The sequence below is a fragment of the Daejeonella sp. genome (assembly GCF_017495225.1).
In the GTDB taxonomy this organism is placed as follows: domain Bacteria; phylum Bacteroidota; class Bacteroidia; order Sphingobacteriales; family Sphingobacteriaceae; genus Daejeonella.
Window position 1 is genome coordinate 159696 of record NZ_JAFEIG010000020.1, and the last position, 20047, is coordinate 179742.

Sequence of the window (20047 nt, forward strand, 5' to 3'; positions counted from 1 at the left end):
TTAAACCATGACTGAAATAAGAAATAACTGGACCAAAGAAGAAATATCCGAAATTTACCATAGTCCGCTACTCGATTTAGTTTATCGTGCAGCAAGTGTCCATCGTGAAAATAAGGACTATTCAGAGGTTCAAATTAGCAGTCTTTTATCCATTAAAACAGGTGGTTGCCCTGAAGATTGTTCTTATTGCCCTCAAGCGGCTAGATACCATACTGACTTAGAAGTTCAAGCATTAATGTCGGTAGATCAAGTAACCGAAGCCGCTAAAAAAGCAAAAGATGCAGGAGCTTCAAGACTTTGCATGGGTGCAGCTTGGCGCGAAGTTAGAGATAACCGCGATTTTGATCGAGTTATAGAGATGGTAAGTTCGGTAAATGCATTAGACATGGAGGTTTGTTGCACGCTGGGCATGCTTACAGAATCTCAAGCTCAACGATTGGCTGATGCAGGCCTGTATGCCTATAATCATAATTTAGATACTTCAGAGGAAGATTATAAACGAATTATTAGTACTCGGACTTATGATGATCGTTTACAAACCATTGAGCATGCTCGTAAAGCTAAATTAACAGTTTGTAGTGGTGGAATTATTGGCTTAGGAGAAACTGTTGAAGATAGAATTTCTATGCTTAAAACATTGTCGAACATGTCAAAGCATCCTGAATCAGTCCCAGTGAACGCTTTAGTACCCGTTAAAGGAACACCTTTAGAAGATCAACCACGTGTATCTGTTTGGGAAATGGTACGTATGATTGCCACCGCTAGAATTATTATGCCTAAAACTGTGGTACGTTTATCTGCTGGTAGAACAGAAATGAGCCTTACCGACCAAGCATTTTGCTTTATGGCTGGTGCAAACTCAATTTTTGCCGGCGATAAGTTATTAACTACTCCTAATCCATCTTTTAACGACGACATGGCCATGTTTGAGCTTTTAGGATTAAAACCTCGTGAAGCCTTTAAAAACGGTCGTAATGCGAAGGAAAACACGGAATTAGTTTAATTTTTCAGAGGTTGATGAAAAAATCTGTTAAAATCATTTATGTTTATGATGCTTTGTGTGGCTGGTGTTACGGATTTAGTCCCGTGCTCAAGCAATGCTATGAAATGCATAAAAATGATTTCGATTTTGAGGTTTTAAGTGGTGGAATGATGATGGGAGATCGTATTGGATCTATAAACGAAATTGCGCCCTACATTAAAACAGCTTATCATGCAGTTGAAAATACAACTGGTGTTAAATTCGGAGAGGCATATTTAAGAGTATTAGAAGATGGATCTATGATTCTTAATTCAGAATTACCATCAATTGCACTTTCATTATTTAAGCAATATTTCCCAGACCAATCTGTATTGTTTGCACATGAAATTCAAAATGCATTATATTTTGATGGGAGAGACCCCAATGAATTCGAAACCTTTCGTTATATAGCTGTTAATCACGGTATTGATCCAGATGAATTTGAAGCTAAAATGAAAACAGAAAGTGCAAAAGAGGCCGCTTACTATGATTTTGCTTTAGCTAAACAATTAAGAGTGGAATCATTTCCCACAGTTTTGATGCAAACATCAGAAACAGGATTTTATCTCATTGCAAAAGGTTATACTGACTTTGAAACGCTTGAATTTAGAATAAATAATGTTTTGAATGAGGTAAAAGAGTCATAAAATCAAGTCTGACTTAACTTAGAAATATCTAAAATCAGCTTATTAATTAGTTCTAATTGCTCTTTTAATAATTTCGACTCGTTTGCTTGAATCAAATCTTGATTAGGTTCAATTAATGAAATTTCTAGCTCTTTAAATTCGGGAGAATCTATCTTCTTTATAACTTCACTTAAACTGAATAAAGACTTACGGATCAATTTAATATGTTCTGAATCTAACTTTATTGAATTGGCTTGATGTAGGTTTGTAATCAATGTTGCGATGTATGACGACAGCATATGGTTCAATACCACAAATTTATAATGATCTTTAATTTTCAGTTGTTTGCTTTTAGGTTCGCTAAGCATTCTTTGAAATGCGCTACCAAGATTTGCCGAGCTCACATAAACATCTTTACGAACGAGTTTATAAGAAATAACATCATTTTTGTTGCCAGCTAACTCCTCTGCTACATGATGTAAATATTTATAATTTGCTATCAAAACCTCACGCATGTAATTTTTAAATTGATAATATTCCCAATTTGGTAAAACAACAAGACTTGAGAAAAATGCAATAAATGACCCTATTAAAGTATCAATCATACGTTCTTTAGCGATATTTATATTGTTTTCGCCCAAAAAGCTAAATAATATCAAGATATAGGGAGTCATAAATAACACACTTACCGTATAATTTAACCGCTGTGAGCTATAAGTACCAATCATGAAAATTAGTAGAAAGACAAATAAGACAGTTTGATCCTCTACATAAATCAAAATAAGAGCTCCTGCAATTCCGCCTATAAAAGTCCCGATTAAACGCTCAATATTTCTTTTTCTAGTAAGACTATAAGCAGGTTTTAATATGACCAAAAGCGTTAAAAGAATCCAATAGCTGTGGTGGCCAATTGGAAAGAGCTTTGAGACTAAAAAGCCAATCAGAAACATTAGAGAAACCCGTACGGAATGACGGAAAATGGAAGATTTGGGACTTAAATTTTCTTTTAATTTCTGAAAATCAAAATCTTCATGTGATACAAATTTGCTATAATCAATATCAATTTGGCCTGAAATGTAATTTGAATTGAAATAAGAATAGATTTTGTCAAGTCTATTAATCATGTTTCTCACATTAATTAATATTTTTTTAAGTACAAGACCATTTGTCCCTGACTCTTCAACTTTATCGATACTCGCTTTAAGCTTTTCTAATTCAGGTTTAAAATCATGAAGCTTAATAGGTTTTTCATTACTGATAATGTAATAACTTAAATTTTCTAACTCCTCAGAGAGTTTTATGATAATGCTATTAAATTGTTTTAGTGATTGCGTTTTACCAAACGTATTTCTAATAGCTTGATAATCATAATGAGTGGCCATTGTTTGCTCAAAAAGGTCAACAATATCTACAAAAACTAAAATAAGTAAGCGGCCTACATGAGTCGACTCCTTAACCATCAATTTAGTTTTAAAGAGAAGGTCTCGCAAAGAATCCTGATGTTCGTGAACAAGAACCTGTTGGGAGATTAGATTTTTATAATTATCATCAAAATCACTTTTAGTATTATAGAAATCAGCCTTTAATTTAACATATGCTGCAACATCGCGAATACATTCACCTAAGGCTTGCTGCGTTAATCTGTATGGTCTTATTTGAGCGATGGAAAGACTTAGAATCATATACCAAATTCCGCCAGATAGAATATATAAGGCATGACCCCAGACGCCACTCAATTTAATAGCATCTTCATCAATGGTTAATATCATAACCAGCAAGGCAGCGGTACCTATGGAAGATGCTCGATTACCATATACAGAGAACATGGAAAAGAAAAAAGAGAGTAAAATGATCTCTATTCCTGTTAAAATGGGGTATTTATTGATTAATCCTGTTAAAATTGCGGTTAAAAAGACAAAAAGGATAGACAATAACATGCCATTCCTCTTATGGTTTATGGGGCCAGGATTATCCGCGATACTAGCAGTAAAAGCACCTAGAGAAATAGTGATTCCTATAGATAATAGGTTAAGTTGATAGAAAATTAGAGAGGGGAGAAGCACACCTAAAGTAATCTTTAGGCCATCAGAAAAGTATTGACTAAATATAAAGGTCTTTATTTCTCTGGATTGTTTCATTTCGGGGCTTGCAAATCACACGATGCAAAAATAATAATATGAAGCTTAGCATTATTAAAAGAGCTTCATTTTAAATAAATAAAAATGATTTTAAACAAGAAAAGCATATCCTGGGATATGCTTTTCTACACTAATGATATGGTAGTTTGAATTAACCTACAACCTTTACATTAACGGCATTTAAGCCTTTTTTGCCATTTTCTACTTCGTATTCAACACTATCGTTTTCACGAATACGATCGATTAGACCTGATGAGTGAACAAAAACTTCTGCATCACCATTTGAAGGAACGATAAATCCGAATCCTTTTGTTTCATTGAAAAATTTTACTGTACCTGACTGCATTGTGTATTAATTTAGATATATAATAATTACAAGGTACTCAATTTATTGGAATTGAGCACATTTAGAAAAAAAACTAATTAATTAGAAAAGAATTAAAATAAAAAAAGCATGTCTTGCGACATGCTTTTTTTTGTTGATGATTTATGTTGATTTAGTAAACAACTTTCACATTAACAGCGTTAAGGCCTTTTTTGCCACGCTCTACTTCATATTCAACCTTATCGTTTTCACGAATTTGGTCAATTAAACCAGATGAATGTACGAATACATCTTCGCTACCATCTGCAGGAACGATGAATCCGAACCCTTTTGTTTCATTAAAAAATTTTACTGTACCTTCTGACATTGTTTTGTTTTTAAATATATAATATACAAATGTACTGAAATAGAATGAAATGGCAAATAATTAAAATATTCAATAGGTTTAGATGAGCATTTTGAAATATTGTTTTTCAAATTCAAAATTATAAAGAATGATACATGTTAATTCCTTAAAGAAATTTGAAATTCATTATATCAACTATAAATATTCCTATTAATTATTATAATATTAGAAATTCGATCTTATTGGCTTATGCATAGCAATTGATTTATCAATATTTTATTTTGTCTTATAATTAATATTATGTTAAATAGAGATTAGCTTAATAAAAAACGGCTAAGCATTATACCCTGCTTAGCCGTTCCATTCTAAATAATACTATTTTATTGTAAAGCTTCAATCTTTGCTGTTATCTCATCAACTTTAGCTTGATTTCTTTTAACTAAATAATAAGTTTTTAAATTATCTAATGCTAAACGTGATTTTGGATCTAATGAAGTTGCTTTATCTAAATAAGGTAATGCTCTGTCGAATTCAACATTTGCTTGTTTAATCATATCATCATATTCCTTTTGCTTATTCTGTGGCAGTTTATTAGCTTCATTAAATAAAATAATTCCTTTATTTAATATAACACCACCTAAATTAATATAGGCATCTGTAAAAGCAGGATCAAGTTCCACTGCTTTGGCATAAGATTCTTCTGCCTTAACATTGTCACCTAGTGTACTATAGGCAATACCTAAATAATAAGGATAAGTCTTATTTGTAGGATTTTTTTTCGCTTGTTCAGTAATTTTTGTAATAACTTCCTTTTCCTTCCCTGACATCAAGCTAAACTCAATCTCCATAGTTGCTAATTGACTATCATTAAATTTTGCTGCTCCTTCAGAAGCAATTGATATAGCCTTAGCTGTGTCACCTTCCATTGAATATAACTTAACTAAGTCAACATAAATAGCTTGGTTAGCAGAAAAATTTGTCTTAATTAGCTCTTCATACTTAGAAATACCTGCCTTATAATTTTTTGAATTAATAGCTGATAAACCTGTATAATAAGTTATAGTAGTGTCTCCAGGACGATAAGTTAAAGCATTATTAAATGCATTATAAGCTCCTTCAAAATTATTTGATTGATAAGCCTTCACTCCTTGGTTTAATTCATATTGACTAAATACTGACCCAAAAAGATTATCTAAATTAGCCTTATTTGCACCAGCTTTATCTAGTTCAACTGCTTTTTTATGTGCACTTAAAGCTTCATCAAATAATAGCTTCGAGGTTGCTGGAACAGTGTCTAATAAAGCTAATTCTCCATAAATCATGGCTTTATAAGTCCAAGAAGCTGGATCTATCGAAGTTTTTTCGTTTGCAACCGCTTTATCAATTGATGTTTTAGCTGAATTAATATTTGTTAATCCAAGCATTAATGAATTAGCTTCTTTTAAGGAAACAAATTTCTCATAATTACTTTTAGCACTTGCTAGCTCCCCCTTTTGTGCGAATACTAATAAGGAAGACGCTGAAAATACAGCTGCTAAAATGAAAGATTTAATTTTCATGATATTCTAATTTAATTTTAGTTGATTGATTCTATTGTTAATTTTTTGTAATTCGGTAGTCTCACCACTATGTTTATAAAATATGGCAAGTGAATTTAGTGATTTTAATTCATTTGGATCAATTTCATTAGCCTTAATTAGATAAGTTTTTGCAACATATCTAATATTGTTTTGTTTCTTATCTTTAAGGTATAAGTTTAAATAAAGAAGTCCCAAGGCATAATTCGCGTCAAAATTATTTGGATTAATTTCTATAATCGACTTGTAATATCCTTCAGCTTTTGAAATATTTCCAAGCATCTCATGCGAAAATCCAGCCAAATAATTCAAATTGATGTTATTTTCATCTAATTTAATAGCTTGATCTATATGTTTTATTATTTCTCCATACATGCCTTTGTTTTGCAGGGTATTTAAAAGCTTAAATATAATATCTCTATTGGTAGGAAAATTATCGGCTCCTGCGTTTAAAACACGAATAATATTGGTTTCATCATTTATTAACTCGTATAAATTTGCCAAGACTAAAAAATATTCTGGTCTAGGTCTAATTTGAGTCAATTTTTCGTAATAAGCTACCGATTTTTGATAATAACCTAATTCTTGAGCTAAAAGAGCCAAATTATGGCTTACAGAAATATTTGTTTTATCAATTGAATCAAGAATGGTGAAATATTTGAAAGCTTCTTCAGGTTTACGATTTTTTAATGCCGTATTTGCTCGAAATAGATAAGTTTCTTTTAATTGTTTTTCGATATAGCTAATCCGGTCGCGATTTTCTCTCTCAACCTTTGAACCATAAACATGCTTCATGGCTAATAAAACCTCATCTACAGGATCTTTTTTGTAAGTATACTTCAGGGTTGAATCAACATGAGCAAGTGTTGAGTATACTAAAGCTCTGATTAAATTATGCCTCGAATCTAAGGAATCTGCTTTGGTTTTATAAGCTTCATCAATCTTTGCTCTTGCAATTTCTAGCTTTTTTATGTCTTTGCTAGAAGTATATTGAGCAAAACTATTCATTGCCTCCTTGGTAATAAGTGTCTGAGCCCCTGCAGAAGCAAGGGTCAGAAAATAACAACTTATTATAAGTGTGAATACTTTATTCATCAAAAATTATTCTGTTTCAGGAGCCTGATCTTCTGCTTCAGTAGTCCCTTCTACAATGGTACCATCTTCAGCAATTTCATCTTCTTCCTCTTCATGCTCAACTTTAGCTATTGAAGCGATAGAATCATCACCTTTTAAAGTAATTAATCTCACACCTTGAGTAGCTCTTCCCATTACACGAAGGTCGCTCACCCCTATTCTAATTACGATACCTGATTTATTGATAATCATAAGATCATCATTATCAGTTACATCCTTAATAGCTACAAGCTCACCTGTTTTCTCGGTAACATTGATGGTTTTAACACCTTTACCACCTCTATTAGTAACGCGATAATCTTCAATATCTGTACGTTTACCATAACCATTTTCTGAAACAACCAAAACAGTTACCTCTGGATTATTAATAGCAATCATTCCAACTACTTCATCCTTATCACTAGCAAGAGTTACACCGCGAACACCAGTTGCTGTACGTCCCATTGGTCTAACAGTTGACTCATTGAAACGAATAGCTCTTCCTGAGCGAAGTGCCATAACAATCTCACTCTGACCATTGGTCATACAAGCTTCTAAAAGTTGATCACCTTCATTGATATTAATGGCATTGATACCATTTGCTCTTGGACGGGAATAAGCCTCTAAAGAAGTCTTTTTAATGGTACCCTTTTTAGTACACATGATAATAAAGTTGTTTTCAAGATATTCTTGATCTTTTAAGTTAACAACTTTAATATATGCTTTAATATTCTCCTCCTTAGGGATATTAATTACGTTTTGGATAGCACGTCCTTTACTGGTTCTCGTTCCTTCCGGAATTTCAAATACCCTCAGCCAGAAACATTTTCCAGATTCGGTAAAGAAGAGCATGTAATTATGATTAGTAGCAATCAGCATGTGCTCTATAAAATCTTTATCTCTTGATTGAGATCCCATAGATCCTTTACCACCTCTACCCTGCTTGCGGTATTCTGTTAATGGAGTACGCTTGATGTAACCCTCATGTGAAATGGTAATTACTACCTCTTCATCCACAATGAAGTCTTCCATACGCATATCTTCAGCAGAATGTGTAATAGAAGTACGACGCTCATCCCCAAAACGATCTCTTATTTCAACAAGCTCATCTGTAATGATTTTCATACGAAGTGCTTCATCTGCTAAGATTAGATTCAAGTACTCAATAGTCTTCATTAACTCCGCATATTCTTCTTTGATCTTATCACGTTCAAGTCCTGTTAAACGTCTTAAGGTCATATCCAAAATAGCTCTCGCTTGAAGATCGGATAGGTTAAAGCTTTCCATCAAGCCTGTGCGGGCATCTTCGGGACTATTAGAAGCGCGAATTAATTTAATTACTTCATCAAGATGATCAAGAGCGATTAATAATCCTTCAAGGATATGCGCTCTTTTTTCAGCTTCAGAAAGATCAAATTTAGTTCTACGGACTACTACTTCATGGCGATGATCAACAAAATGTCTGATTAGGTCCTTTAGATTTAACATCATCGGGCGTCCATTAACCAAGGCAATGTTATTTACACTGAATGAAGTTTGTAATGCAGTGTATTTGAATAAGTTATTTAAAACAACAGAAGCATTAGCATCACGTTTAATTTCATAAACGATACGCATACCATCTCTGTCAGACTCATCTCTAATCTCACTAATGCCTTCTATTTTTTTATCGTTTACAAGACCGGCAGTCTGCTCGATCATGTTCGCTTTATTTACTTGATAAGGAATTTCATTCACGATAATTCGTTCACGATCACCTTTATAGACCTCAATTTCGGCCTTTGCACGCATTACAATTCTACCACGTCCAGTTTCAAAAGCTTCTTGGACACCAGTATAACCGTAAATTATACCTCCTGTAGGAAAATCAGGAGCTTTTACATGCTGCATTAAATCTGCAACTGTAACATCATTATTTTCAATATAAGAAATAGTAGCATTTACAACCTCAGTTAAATTATGAGGAGGCATATTAGTAGCCATACCTACTGCAATACCAGATGCTCCGTTTACTAAGAGATTTGGAATACGAGATGGTAAAACAGTTGGTTCTTCAAGGGTATCATCAAAGTTTAACTGAAAATCAACAGTTTCCTTATTGATATCAGCTAGCATTTCTTCGGCAATTTTCTTTAAACGTGCCTCAGTATAACGCATTGCTGCTGGTGAATCACCGTCGATTGAACCAAAGTTTCCTTGTCCGTCAACCATAGGATAACGTAAACTCCAATCCTGAGCCATACGAACCATGGCAAAATATACTGAAGAATCACCGTGTGGATGGTACTTACCCAGTACATCTCCGACAATACGGGCGGATTTCTTGTGTGGCTTGGTACTTGTTACTCCTAGGTCTAACATACCATAAAGCACTCTTCTGTGAACAGGCTTAAGTCCGTCACGCACATCAGGAAGAGCACGTGAAACAATTACCGACATTGAATAATCAATGTAGGCAGACTTCATTTCCTCTTCAATATTTATTGGAATGATTCGATCGTTCTGTGGCACTAAATTATCGTTTTCTGTATCTTCAGCCATGTTTTAATCTTTCTGATTTGTAAATTAAATTTTTGAACATTCAAAATTCGCGCAAAAATCAAAAAATTGGTATAGAGTGCGAAGTTAATAAATTTCACGGTTTAAAAGGCTTCTTTGTTAAAATTTATCAGTAGAAAATTAGGAGATTTTGCACAAAAGAAATAGAATATTTGTTGAGGCATTAAAATTTATTCATTCACTGCTTTTTTATAAACCTCTAATGCTCTTTTTCTTCCAAACTCATGTTCCACAATTGGATTTAAGTAATCAACTCTAAAATCTTTAATCCAAGTTTTAATGTATTTTAATTTGGGATCAAATTTAAGTGTTTGCGCAGTCGGGTTAAAAATCCTGAAATATGGCGCAGAATCGCAACCACTACCTGCAGCCCATTGCCAATTTCCATTATTGGAAGATAGCTCAAAGTCCAATAGTTTTTGAGCGAAATAAGCCTCTCCCCAACGCCAATCAATTAGTAAATGTTTACATAAAAAACCTGCCGTAATCATACGAACACGATTATGCATTAAACCAGTTTCATTCAATTGGCGCATTCCTGCATCTACAATTGGGTAGCCCGTTTCACCTTTACACCACTTTTCAAATTCAATTTCATTATTTCGCCACTGAATTTTATCGTATTTTTTCTTGAAGCTTTCAGTTACAACATTTGGGAAATGATATAGGATCATCATGAAAAACTCGCGCCAAATCAATTCATTTAGCCATTTTTCATTCCATTTAATTCCTAATTTAACCAAATCACGCACACTTAAGGTGCCAAATCGTAGTTGAACACTAATTTGAGTAGTACCTTCTACAGAGGGTAAATTTCGGGTTTCTTCATAATTTTTTATTCTCTCTTCGGATATATTAAAACTATGAAAATCAATTTTTACATCTTCAAATCCAATGTCTTGCAAAGATGGGAATGGATTATTTTCCTCTTTTAATAAATTGGAAAGTAGATTTTCTGATGGATAAGTGATTAATGGAGTCTGCTGGAATTTCTCCTTCCATTTACGAGAATAAGGTGTAAAAATGGTGTAAGGGGTACCATCCGACTTCATCACCTCCGATTTTTCAAAAATAACTTGATCTTTAAAAGTCTTAAATAAGATGTTTTTTGAAGATAAAATATTTGAAATTCTTGAATCTCGGGCAAATGCATATGGTTCGTAATCATGATTAGCATAAACTTCTTTTACATCAAATTGACTAGTCAATTTTTCAAAAGCTTGTTCAACTTGATCATGAAATACATAAATTGAAGAGCCATGATTATTTAGCGATTCATTCATTTTCAGTAATGAATGGTGAATGAATGCTACTCTTTTATCTGTTTTATCATTGAGTTTTTCAAGAATATCTGGATCAAAGATAAAAATAGGTAAAACTGGATATTTACCACTCAAAGCCTGAAAAAAGGCATGGTTATCAATAAGTCTTAAATCTCTTCTAAACCAGCAGACACTAATTTCCTTTTTCATTAATTATTTAATTCAGTAAAATTAATGGGAGTAAATTTCTTTAAGGGCTTCATCTAGCCCTGCATAACGAAACTTAAATCCGGCGTTTAGAAGTTTTTGGGATGATGTACGATTACTAATTAAAATAACCTGACTCATTTCACCTAAAAGGGCTTTAAGAACAAATTCTGGCACTTTTATAGGCCAAACTGGACGAAATAGCGTTTTAGCCAATATTTTAGTGAATTCAAAGTTTGTTACTGGTATCGGACTACAAGCATTGTATGTGCCTTCCAATTTGGGATTTTCGATTGCTTTTTCGAATAATGCAAGTAGATCTGTCACGTGAATCCAAGGCATCCATTGTTTTCCTGAACCTAGTGGAGCACCTAAAAATAAGCTTACCGGAGTTTCAAGTTTGGCTAGGGCTCCACCCTGCTTGGAAAGTACAAGCCCAATTCTAAACTTAACCAATCTTACACCAAATTTATCACCCTCTTGTACTGCATTTTCCCATTGTTGGCAGCAATCAGCTAAAAAACCTGTTCCATTACTGCTATCTTCAGTTAAGATTTCATCAGCACGATCACCATAAAAACCTACTGCTGAGGCAGATATAATCGTTTTAATGGGTGCTTTAGTCTCTTCAATTGCTCTATAAAGCAATTTAGTAGACAAGACCCTACTATCAATAATGAGCTGCTTACGAGCCTTGGTCCATCGCTCCTCGGCAATACCCGCTCCTGCAAGGTGTATAATCGTATCTACTCCATCAAAAGCCTGATTATCAATAGTCTGATTGTCAATATCCCATTTAAAAACTTTAACACCTTTAATTTTATGTGGATTTCTTGAAAGAACTGAAACTTGATGCCCCTTTTCTAACAATATTCTGATCAATTTTGGCCCAATTAAACCACTAGCACCGGTAATTAAAATATTGTTTTTAGAATTTTGATCAGTTGTTTGCATAGGATGAAAAAGGCTTATGTTTTTATTAATAGATGCTATTCAAATATAAGTTTAAATTTCCTGCTTTGGAAACAATCTATTCAATGCTTGCTTTCTAAATTTAAAAATACTTTCTACTTTCTTTTTAACAAATAAAGCATGAGCAATATCACCTAAAAAGCCTAGCGGTAGCTCATAATTTACATTATCTTTTACTAAAACGCCATCAATTGTTGACTCAAAAGAATGAGTATGTTCCCACATTTTATAAGGCCCTCTTAGCTGTCTGTCTGCAAAAAGATTGGGTTTATCAACTTTGTATATTTCAGTCCGCCATGGCAGTGGAATCCCTAAAATAGGCTTAACAGTATAATCAATTAATAAACCTTCATAAACCTCACGATCAGCGAGGTTTGTTTTTATTATAAAACTCATTTCGGGAGGAGTAATCTTAGAAAGATTTTTCGCTGATGAAAAGAATTCCCATGCTTGATCAATTGTAATTGGTAATAGGTGTTCTGATTTTATGTTATAGATCATTGTCTAGTTAGATGTTAAATATTGTTTTAATTGTGGCATACAAATTTTCAACCAAGGGGTATATAAATCAGGATGAAGATTTATTTCTTTTTCTAAATCGTCTAAAGTAATATATCTCCAATCATTTACCTCTTTTGGATTTATTTGAGGATCTATATCTGTATTACCAATGTAAACATGATCAAATTCATGCTCAGTTAATCCATTTGAAAATTCGAATTTATATAGAAAACTAAAGCTAAAATGCAAATTGGACTTCATCCCCATTTCCTCATATAATCTTCTATTACAGGCATCTAAAGTGCTTTCTCCTGGTCGTGGGTGACTACAGCAAGTATTTGTCCAGAGTCCCGGAGAATGATATTTAATATTAGATCGTTGTTGAAGAAGCAGTTCGTTTTTAGAATTGAAGATAAATACAGAAAAAGCGCGATGTAGAATACCTTGAACATGGACAGATAGCTTATCTTGTATTCCTATTTGATTATCATTTTCATCGACTAAAATTAATAGTTCATCTTGTCCATCAAAATACTGTTTATTCATTCAATCAAGGATATTTTAATAGGTATGCGTTAATTATTTTCTTTAATTCTTGATCTTTTAATTCTGGAATTGATTTACTTAGAAACAGTTTATCAGCATTTTTTTCACCACTATAATTTAGAAAGCTAGGAACACTTGTTTGAATGGTATATCTAAGAAATCGAAGTTCAATATTGGTATTATCAGATTTAATAGCACTTTCAAGCATATTTTTACCTTTTTTAAAATAGGATAGCTTGCTAAAAGGATTAAAAGCATGCTTAGCCATAATCATGGTAGCTCCACCCCTGTATCCATATAATAATGGATTATTATTTTCATTATAAGGTACCAGAATTTTTATTAATTTATTACATGCCTCCTCATTATTTGTAGCTTGATGCAGCATTAGCCTAACATCCTTTATTCCAGGAATTTGAGCCTTAACAGTACTTCCAATAAGAAATAAAACAATAAAAAAATACTTTATCATACCCTATTCATCTTACTTTGAAGCATACAATTAAGCATGAGTCCAAATTTTCTACCATTATTTATTCGTATTCTTTCGGTAAGAATGCGTTTAGCTGGAAGTTTTTGAATTTTATTGAACAGCGTTTTATAATAAACATATGCTAGGTAAACACCTCCTTTTGATGATGAAGGGAGCATTTTTATCCCTTTAAGAGCCATATCAAAATCTTCTAAAATTTCCTTTTCAATAATTGCTTTTACCTCACAAGTAAATTCAGAAATATCAACATTTGGAAAATAGCTTCTTCCTAATAATTGATAATCATCTTTAAGATCTCTTAAAAAGTTAACTTTTTGAAAGGCTGCGCCAAGTTTCATTGCATAAGGTTTCATCCTTTCATATTCGGCTTGATTACCACCTGTAAAAACGTGCAGGCACATCAAACCAACAACTTCAGCGGATCCTAAAATATATTGCTCATATTTTTCGGGGGTATATTCTACTTTTTCAAGATCCATTTCCATGCTATACATGAAGGTTTCGATTAGCTCTCTACCAATATTATATTTATTTACAGCTTGTTGGAATGAATTTAAAATTGGGTTTAAAGAAATATGACTATCAATAGCAGTGAAAGTTTCTTCTTTAAATTTAAACAATAAATGTTTTTTGTCGAAACCCTCAAAACTATCAACTATTTCATCAGCTAATCTCACGAAACCGTAAATTGAATAAACGGCATCACGTAAACTATTATCTAAAAAATAAATACCCATTGAAAAGCTAGTGCTATAGGCACGAGTAGTCATCTTACTAACTTCCACCGAAAGATTATCGTATAATAATTTCATTTCTTTACGATTTAAGTTCTTTTAATAACAATCCAGCGGCCACTTTTCCTGAAATAATGGAAGGTGGAACACCTGGTCCGGGTACAGTCAACTGACCTGTATAAAACATGTTTTTAATTTTCTTGTTTCTAATGCTCGGTTTTAAGATTGCTGTTTGCAACAAGGTATTTGCTAAACCGTAGGCATTGCCCTTGAAAGAGTTATAATCAGACACAAAATCTTTAACACAAAATGATTTTTTATAATCAATATGCTCAGATATGTCCTGATGGATATGCTTTTCTAATCGCTCCATCATAACTTTAAAATATTTTTCACGCAATTCCTCTGTATCTTCTAATCCAGGTGCTAAAGGCATCAAGAAAAATAAATTTTCATGGCCTTCAGGTGCAACAGAATCATCTGATTGCGATGGACAACAAACATAAAATAAAGGCTTTGCAGGCCATTTTGGATCTTTATATATTTCTACTGAATGTAATTCTAAGTCCTCATCAAAAAATAAAGTATGATGTTGAAGATATTTAATTTTAGTCTTCAGTCCCACATAAAATATCAATGAAGATGGTGCAAAAATCTTCTTATCCCAGTAGGATTCTTTGTAATTACGGTAAGATTCAGGTAATAACTTGCTTTCAACATGGTGATAATCAGCTGATGCTATAAGGGCGTCACAATCTATTTTTTCACCATTAACAAGAATACCAGTAGTTTTATTGCCTTCTACAAGGATTTTCTCAACAGCCGCATTGAAATGAAATTTAGCACCATTTCTCTTTGCTACTTCCATCATTCCTTTGATAACCTCTCCAAATCCACCTTCAGGATACCAAGTGCCAAGTTTTAGACCTGCATAATTCATTAAACTATAAAGTGCAGGAGTATCTTGTGGCATAGCTCCCAAGAATAAAACAGGGAACTCCATTAAAGAAATCAATTTGGGATTGGTAAAATGACTTCGAACATGTTTCCTGAACGAACTAAATACTTGTAGCTTTAAAGCACCTTTAATTAGGTCTAAATCAGCAAATTCCATTAATGATAAGCCTGGCTTATAAACTAAGCTATTCATGCCCGTCTCATATTTAAACTGAGCTTCGTCCATGAATTTTTGAAGTTTGTCTCCACTACCTGGTTCAATTGATTCAAACATTCTAATTAAATCAGAATATTTCTCTGGAACACTCATAGTTTCACCATGCGGAAATACAACATCAAATGATGGATCTAGAAGCTTTAGTTTATAAAAATCTGAAACTTGATAACCAAAATCAGCGAAAAACTTTTCAAATACATCGGGCATCCAATACCAACTCGGGCCCATATCAAAAACATAATCTTGTGTTTTTAATTGCCTTGCTCTTCCTCCGGCCGATTCATTTTTTTCGTATACATGAACATCATGTCCGGCGGCTGCAAGATATGCTGCAGTACTTAATCCTGAGAAACCAGAACCTATGACAATAATTTTAGACATTATATGGTAGCGTAATTTTTAAATATAGTGATTTTTTATATAAAAGATAAAGCTTATCAATAGGATTAAGATTTTCTTTCAATTGATTATTATATGTTGCAACATTTATTTAACACTAGAATAAAAATTCATTTATACATAGTGATCATATTTTCCATAAATAATAGAATTAATAGACAGTTAATTCACTTTATTCCAATATTCTTCTACAATCATTCCATTTGGCAAAACACCATTAATAGTAAGTTTACCTTCCACAATTTTAAATTTATAGAGGATTGTTAAGTCAGTATTTTGCGATGGTCTACTACTAAATTTACTAGTAATAAGCAATGTATCACCTTTAACTTCGTAAATCCCTGAATTGTATAATTCAGGTTCTCTGGATCCTTCAATTTTAAGCGCCTCGTAGCTTTTGGCACTATATGTTCTTTGCATTTTAAAATCAGAGGATGCTTTTTGTTCTCTACCATTATACAAGCCTCCATTATATTGCCAAGTTCCTTCTAACTGATTTTTAGAGCATGATGATAAAACAAATAGAATAATTATGATGAGATTTAACTTAAATAATTGCTTCATGATTTTGTTAATGAGTCCATTTTATACCTTTTTTCAATAGATTAAGTGTTTTTTCTTCATCAGAACCCGATTTTGCTTTAAAATCATAAACCCAGTTTGCTTGAGGCGGAAGACTCATCAAGATTGATTCAATTCTCCCATTGGTTTCCAATCCGAATTTAGTTCCTGCATCATATACTAGGTTAAATTCAACATAGCGACTTCTACGTTGGTATTGCCAATTTTTATGTTCTTCCGTAAAAGATTTATTTTTATTTCTTGCGATTAACTCAGAATAAACAGGCACAAAAGTTCTGCCCACAGCCTTTGAAAACTCGAAAATATCCTTCCATTCAAGTCCCGTAGATTGAGGGTTTAAACGGTCATAGAATATACCTCCAATACCCCTTGTTTCATCACGATGTTTAATAAAAAAATAATCGTCGGCCCATTTTTTAAATTTCGAATAGAAATCAGAATGGAACTTATCACAGGTAGCTTGCAGCGATTCATGGAAAAAACGCGCATCATCTTCTATCACATAATGTGGGGTAAGATCGATACCGCCGCCAAACCAAGACATCTCTTTTCCTGCTTCACCAGCCATTTCAAAATAGCGAATATTCATGTGAATTATTGGAACCCAAGGGTTTTTGGGATGAATTACAATTGAAACACCAGTGGCAAAAAAATCATCTTCACTAACACCAAATGCTTTTTTTATGGCTTCAGGTAGTTTTCCATGAACAGCAGAAAAATTAACTCCCCCTTTTTCAAGCACATTGCCATTTTGAATAATGCGTGTTCTTCCTCCACCCCCACCATCTCTTTCCCAAAGTTCTTCAACAAATTTGGCTCCACCATCGGCAGTTTCTAAACCGGCACATATTTCATCCTGAATTAGCTGATATTGTTCAGCTATCTGTTCCTTGGTAATCATAGCTCAAAAGTGAGGTTTTTAAACAATATGAAAAAAGAAAATCGTAGAAATCACATTTAAATGATTAACTAATCTCAAGATAGTCTAAATCCTTACCAAAAGTTTCTTTCAATTGAGATAAAGCAATAAGAGCAATAATCAAGGATACAAATCCTACTAACAAAGCACTATTGATAATGCCCATACTTCCTTTCAAAGTGGTAAATGATAGGGTAGCAAGAACAAGAGATCCACGTACAAAATTGGGTACCGTAGTTGTAACAGTGGCCCTTAAATTAGTCCCGAATTGCTCTGAAGCAATAGTAACAAAGGTTGCCCAATAACCAGAAGCAAAGCCTAAAAATAATGTTAGCCAAATAAATTGCTGCGAATTCATTCCTTCAGCATTCAGAAAAACAACAATACTCACTCCTGTTAGGAGCAAGAAAATTAGCATTACTTTTTTTCTGGAACGCCACATCTGACTTAAAAAACCTGCCACAACATCCCCTAGAGCGATGCCGATATAACAATACATGATGCCCGTCCCAGCCGAAAGCGGATCAACAGCATTTAACTCTTTTCCAAATTCAGGTGAAAAAGTAACCAAAACACCAACAACAAACCAGAGCGGAATACCAATTAAGATGCAGCTTAAATATTTTTTAAATCTTTTGGCATCGGTAAAGAGCATAAATATGTTACCGCGACTTGCACCATCATTTTGCAGATTTTTAAACATTCCTGATTCTACAAGACTAACGCGCATAGCCAATAACATAAGTCCCATTACCCCACCAATAATATAGGAAGTCTCCCATGCAAAATGATCACCAATAATTGCAGCAGCCACCGCCCCCATCAATCCTACTCCAGCAACAATCATAGTACCATAACCTCGATTTTCTTTACTCATGGTTTCTGTAACCAAGGTTATTCCTGCTCCAAGCTCACCCGCTAGACCTATACCAGCAATAAAACGGATTACTGCGTAAGCTGGTACAGAGGTAACAAATCCATTAGCCAAATTAGCAACTGAATAAAGTAAAATAGAACCAAAAAGAACACTTATTCTACCTTTTTTATCGCCCAAAACACCCCAGAGAATGCCTCCAATAAGCATTCCCATCATTTGGCTATTTATTAACATAGCACCAACATCTAGTAAATCACTATCGGGAACACCCAAGCCTTTTAAACTTTTAATACGAATTACAGAAAAAAGAATGAGGTCATAGATATCAACAAAATAGCCTAAAGCAGCCACCATGACTATCATTCTTACATTTTTTTTATTAGCAGCAATCTGATCCATTTTTAAAATTTGAATCGACAATCTACAAACAAAATTGAAAAAGAAGAAAAAAGCTTTAATTCAGCTATTGAGGCTTATTCAATGATAATTTTATTTATCAAGGCAATTTTAAGATATTTACAGAAATGAAAGTATCAGAGAATATGCTCAAGTGGGGAATGAGATTTTACCCTCCCCTATTATTTCAAAGAATTTGGGTAAAAAAATTTGACAAAGGTTTCTCAGGTGTACGGGTTAAAATTTTAAAAAGCTTTTTAAACCTAAATTATAATAAGTCTATTTTCGGTGGAACCATTTTTAGTGCTTCAGATCCATTTTATGCTTTATTATTTGATCAAATACTTCAAAGAAACGGACTAAAGTGCCGCGTATGGCTTAAAAGTGCAAGTATAAACTACCTAAAACCGGGAAGAACAGATTTAGAATTCACCATTAAACTAAGTGATGAAGAAATTTCTGAGGCTATAAATACCTTAAAAACAGTGGGCAAATTTGTTAAAGCCTTCCCTATCAATATGTACAATTCAAAGGGTGAACTTTGTGTAACTGTGATCAATGAAGTTTATGTTCGAAACCTTTTTATAGGCGAAGAACAAAGCATTGCCTATTAATCTGATGAACATCAAAAAACTAATTTTAGAGGGCGAAGGGCAAAGCTTGGATTTCAAAAAAAGAATCACTAGCTGTGAAAAAATAGCTAAAACCATGGTTTCCTTTGCTAATAATAAAGGGGGACGCTTATTAGTGGGTGTATCTGATGATGGAACGATTAGCGGACTAAAATCTGAGGAAGAAGACAGGTATATGCTAAATCAAGCGGCAAATTTATTCTGTAAGCCCGCCCTTGAACCAATTTTCGAGGAAATTTATGTAGATGATAAACTTGTTCTTGTTGTTGAAATTAAGGAAAGTACATCAAAACCTCATTATGCCATGGGTGAGGATAAAAAATGGTGGGTTTATATTCGTGTGAAAGATAAGAGCATCCTGGCAAGTAAAATTGTTGTAGATGTGTTAAAACGCGGTAATAATGAACATGGCGTGTTTTTAGAATACTCTTCCAAGGAAAAAGCATTGCTAGAATATTTGGAAAGTAATGATAGAATCACTAGTCGCGAGTTTAGTCAATTATTAAATCTATCACGAAGAACGACCCATAAAATACTCGTGAATTTAGTTTTGTCGGGTGTAATAAAGGTTCACACAAGCGAAAAAGAAGAATATTTCACAGCGGCCTAATATTTGTCCAATAAAATGACACCTTTGTATCAATTCCA

At 33.4% G+C, this 20047-nt stretch carries 20 protein-coding genes; 4 read left to right on the forward strand and 16 right to left on the reverse strand.

The features are described 5' to 3' along the window. Nucleotides 1-7: 7 nt before the first annotated feature. Entirely contained in the window at nt 8-1003 is a 996-nt protein-coding gene (gene bioB / locus QZ136_RS08025) for a biotin synthase BioB (protein WP_291402231.1), read from the forward strand. 14 nt (nt 1004-1017) lie between these two features. After that, nucleotides 1018-1668: a DsbA family protein gene (locus QZ136_RS08030; protein ID WP_291402232.1), complete on the forward strand. Its 651-nt coding sequence runs from the start codon at nt 1018-1020 to the stop codon at nt 1666-1668. 2 nt (nt 1669-1670) lie between these two features. On the opposite strand, the gene QZ136_RS08035 is transcribed toward QZ136_RS08030, so the two are convergent. The 16 genes from QZ136_RS08035 to QZ136_RS08110 form a co-directional block, all read right to left on the reverse strand. Beyond that, nucleotides 1671-3785 (reverse strand): FUSC family membrane protein, encoded by a 2115-nt coding sequence (locus QZ136_RS08035; protein ID WP_291402234.1) that lies wholly within the window; start codon nt 3783-3785, stop codon nt 1671-1673. Nucleotides 3786-3936: 151 nt separating this feature from the next. Beyond that, the gene (locus tag QZ136_RS08040) at nt 3937-4131 is read right to left on the reverse strand and encodes a cold-shock protein (RefSeq protein ID WP_291402236.1); all 195 of its coding nucleotides are present in this window, start codon (nt 4129-4131) and stop codon (nt 3937-3939) included. 151 nt (nt 4132-4282) lie between these two features. Continuing rightward, complete coding sequence (locus QZ136_RS08045; protein ID WP_090705936.1) at nt 4283-4477, reverse strand: cold-shock protein; 195 nt, start codon at nt 4475-4477, stop codon at nt 4283-4285. A gap of 359 nt (nt 4478-4836) precedes the next feature. Next, a complete protein-coding gene (locus tag QZ136_RS08050; protein ID WP_291402240.1) occupies nt 4837-6015 on the reverse strand; it encodes a tetratricopeptide repeat protein in 1179 nt (392 codons plus the stop codon). Nucleotides 6016-6021: 6 nt separating this feature from the next. Then, the gene (locus tag QZ136_RS08055; RefSeq protein ID WP_291402242.1) at nt 6022-7128 is read right to left on the reverse strand and encodes a hypothetical protein; all 1107 of its coding nucleotides are present in this window, start codon (nt 7126-7128) and stop codon (nt 6022-6024) included. Nucleotides 7129-7134: 6 nt separating this feature from the next. Beyond that, complete coding sequence (gene gyrA / locus QZ136_RS08060) at nt 7135-9687, reverse strand: DNA gyrase subunit A (RefSeq protein WP_291402244.1); 2553 nt, start codon at nt 9685-9687, stop codon at nt 7135-7137. Nucleotides 9688-9875: 188 nt separating this feature from the next. After that, the gene (locus QZ136_RS08065) at nt 9876-11177 is read right to left on the reverse strand and encodes a deoxyribodipyrimidine photo-lyase (protein ID WP_291402245.1); all 1302 of its coding nucleotides are present in this window, start codon (nt 11175-11177) and stop codon (nt 9876-9878) included. A 21-nt stretch (nt 11178-11198) separates the two neighbouring features. Continuing rightward, nucleotides 11199-12128 carry a TIGR01777 family oxidoreductase gene (locus QZ136_RS08070; RefSeq protein WP_291402247.1) on the reverse strand — a complete coding sequence of 310 codons (930 nt, stop codon included), beginning with the start codon at nt 12126-12128 and terminating at the stop codon, nt 11199-11201. 51 nt (nt 12129-12179) lie between these two features. Continuing rightward, nucleotides 12180-12647, reverse strand: coding sequence for an SRPBCC family protein (locus QZ136_RS08075; RefSeq protein WP_291402250.1), 468 nt, complete (start codon nt 12645-12647; stop codon nt 12180-12182). Nucleotides 12648-12650: 3 nt separating this feature from the next. Next, complete coding sequence (gene idi / locus QZ136_RS08080) at nt 12651-13193, reverse strand: isopentenyl-diphosphate Delta-isomerase (RefSeq protein WP_291402252.1); 543 nt, start codon at nt 13191-13193, stop codon at nt 12651-12653. Nucleotides 13194-13197: 4 nt separating this feature from the next. Next, nucleotides 13198-13665 carry a hypothetical protein gene (locus tag QZ136_RS08085; protein ID WP_291402254.1) on the reverse strand — a complete coding sequence of 156 codons (468 nt, stop codon included), beginning with the start codon at nt 13663-13665 and terminating at the stop codon, nt 13198-13200. Then, complete coding sequence (locus QZ136_RS08090; RefSeq protein ID WP_291402255.1) at nt 13662-14498, reverse strand: phytoene/squalene synthase family protein; 837 nt, start codon at nt 14496-14498, stop codon at nt 13662-13664. The genes QZ136_RS08085 and QZ136_RS08090 overlap by 4 nt, the downstream gene beginning before the upstream one ends. Before the next feature lie 4 nt (nt 14499-14502). Beyond that, complete coding sequence (gene crtI / locus QZ136_RS08095; RefSeq protein WP_291402257.1) at nt 14503-15975, reverse strand: phytoene desaturase family protein; 1473 nt, start codon at nt 15973-15975, stop codon at nt 14503-14505. Nucleotides 15976-16155: 180 nt separating this feature from the next. Further along, nucleotides 16156-16557 carry a hypothetical protein gene (locus tag QZ136_RS08100; protein ID WP_291402259.1) on the reverse strand — a complete coding sequence of 134 codons (402 nt, stop codon included), beginning with the start codon at nt 16555-16557 and terminating at the stop codon, nt 16156-16158. A gap of 7 nt (nt 16558-16564) precedes the next feature. Then, nucleotides 16565-17476 (reverse strand): oxygen-dependent coproporphyrinogen oxidase, encoded by a 912-nt coding sequence (hemF, locus tag QZ136_RS08105; RefSeq protein ID WP_291402261.1) that lies wholly within the window; start codon nt 17474-17476, stop codon nt 16565-16567. Between the two features lie 64 nt (nt 17477-17540). Then, nucleotides 17541-18770, reverse strand: a complete 1230-nt coding sequence (locus tag QZ136_RS08110; RefSeq protein ID WP_291402263.1) for an MFS transporter — start codon at nt 18768-18770, stop codon at nt 17541-17543. A gap of 125 nt (nt 18771-18895) precedes the next feature. Between QZ136_RS08110 and QZ136_RS08115 the strand changes: the two genes are divergently transcribed. Then, nucleotides 18896-19381, forward strand: a complete 486-nt coding sequence (locus QZ136_RS08115) for a DUF4442 domain-containing protein (RefSeq protein WP_291402265.1) — start codon at nt 18896-18898, stop codon at nt 19379-19381. A 4-nt stretch (nt 19382-19385) separates the two neighbouring features. Then, on the forward strand, nt 19386-20009 hold the full coding sequence (locus tag QZ136_RS08120) for an RNA-binding domain-containing protein (protein ID WP_291402267.1): 624 nt from the start codon (nt 19386-19388) through the stop codon (nt 20007-20009). Nucleotides 20010-20047 lie beyond the last annotated feature (38 nt).

Bases quoted from the DNA above. Each gene is read 5' to 3' on its own strand.
- crtI (WP_291402257.1), bottom strand. From the start codon at position 15,975: ATGTCTAAAATTATTGTCATAGGTTCTGGTTTCTCAGGATTAAGTACT.
- QZ136_RS08090 (WP_291402255.1), bottom strand. From the start codon at position 14,498: ATGAAATTATTATACGATAATCTTTCGGTGGAAGTTAGTAAGATGACT.
- QZ136_RS08035 (WP_291402234.1), bottom strand. From the start codon at position 3,785: ATGAAACAATCCAGAGAAATAAAGACCTTTATATTTAGTCAATACTTT.
- QZ136_RS08050 (WP_291402240.1), bottom strand. From the start codon at position 6,015: ATGAAAATTAAATCTTTCATTTTAGCAGCTGTATTTTCAGCGTCTTCC.
- hemF (WP_291402261.1), bottom strand. From the start codon at position 17,476: ATGATTACCAAGGAACAGATAGCTGAACAATATCAGCTAATTCAGGAT.
- QZ136_RS08030 (WP_291402232.1), top strand. From the start codon at position 1,018: ATGAAAAAATCTGTTAAAATCATTTATGTTTATGATGCTTTGTGTGGC.
- QZ136_RS08045 (WP_090705936.1), bottom strand. From the start codon at position 4,477: ATGTCAGAAGGTACAGTAAAATTTTTTAATGAAACAAAAGGGTTCGGA.
- QZ136_RS08115 (WP_291402265.1), top strand. From the start codon at position 18,896: ATGAAAGTATCAGAGAATATGCTCAAGTGGGGAATGAGATTTTACCCT.
- QZ136_RS08100 (WP_291402259.1), bottom strand. From the start codon at position 16,557: ATGAAGCAATTATTTAAGTTAAATCTCATCATAATTATTCTATTTGTT.
- QZ136_RS08120 (WP_291402267.1), top strand. From the start codon at position 19,386: ATGAACATCAAAAAACTAATTTTAGAGGGCGAAGGGCAAAGCTTGGAT.
- gyrA (WP_291402244.1), bottom strand. From the start codon at position 9,687: ATGGCTGAAGATACAGAAAACGATAATTTAGTGCCACAGAACGATCGA.
- QZ136_RS08075 (WP_291402250.1), bottom strand. From the start codon at position 12,647: ATGATCTATAACATAAAATCAGAACACCTATTACCAATTACAATTGAT.
- bioB (WP_291402231.1), top strand. From the start codon at position 8: ATGACTGAAATAAGAAATAACTGGACCAAAGAAGAAATATCCGAAATT.
- QZ136_RS08040 (WP_291402236.1), bottom strand. From the start codon at position 4,131: ATGCAGTCAGGTACAGTAAAATTTTTCAATGAAACAAAAGGATTCGGA.
- QZ136_RS08085 (WP_291402254.1), bottom strand. From the start codon at position 13,665: ATGATAAAGTATTTTTTTATTGTTTTATTTCTTATTGGAAGTACTGTT.
- QZ136_RS08110 (WP_291402263.1), bottom strand. From the start codon at position 18,770: ATGGATCAGATTGCTGCTAATAAAAAAAATGTAAGAATGATAGTCATG.
- QZ136_RS08055 (WP_291402242.1), bottom strand. From the start codon at position 7,128: ATGAATAAAGTATTCACACTTATAATAAGTTGTTATTTTCTGACCCTT.
- QZ136_RS08070 (WP_291402247.1), bottom strand. From the start codon at position 12,128: ATGCAAACAACTGATCAAAATTCTAAAAACAATATTTTAATTACCGGT.
- QZ136_RS08065 (WP_291402245.1), bottom strand. From the start codon at position 11,177: ATGAAAAAGGAAATTAGTGTCTGCTGGTTTAGAAGAGATTTAAGACTT.
- idi (WP_291402252.1), bottom strand. From the start codon at position 13,193: ATGAATAAACAGTATTTTGATGGACAAGATGAACTATTAATTTTAGTC.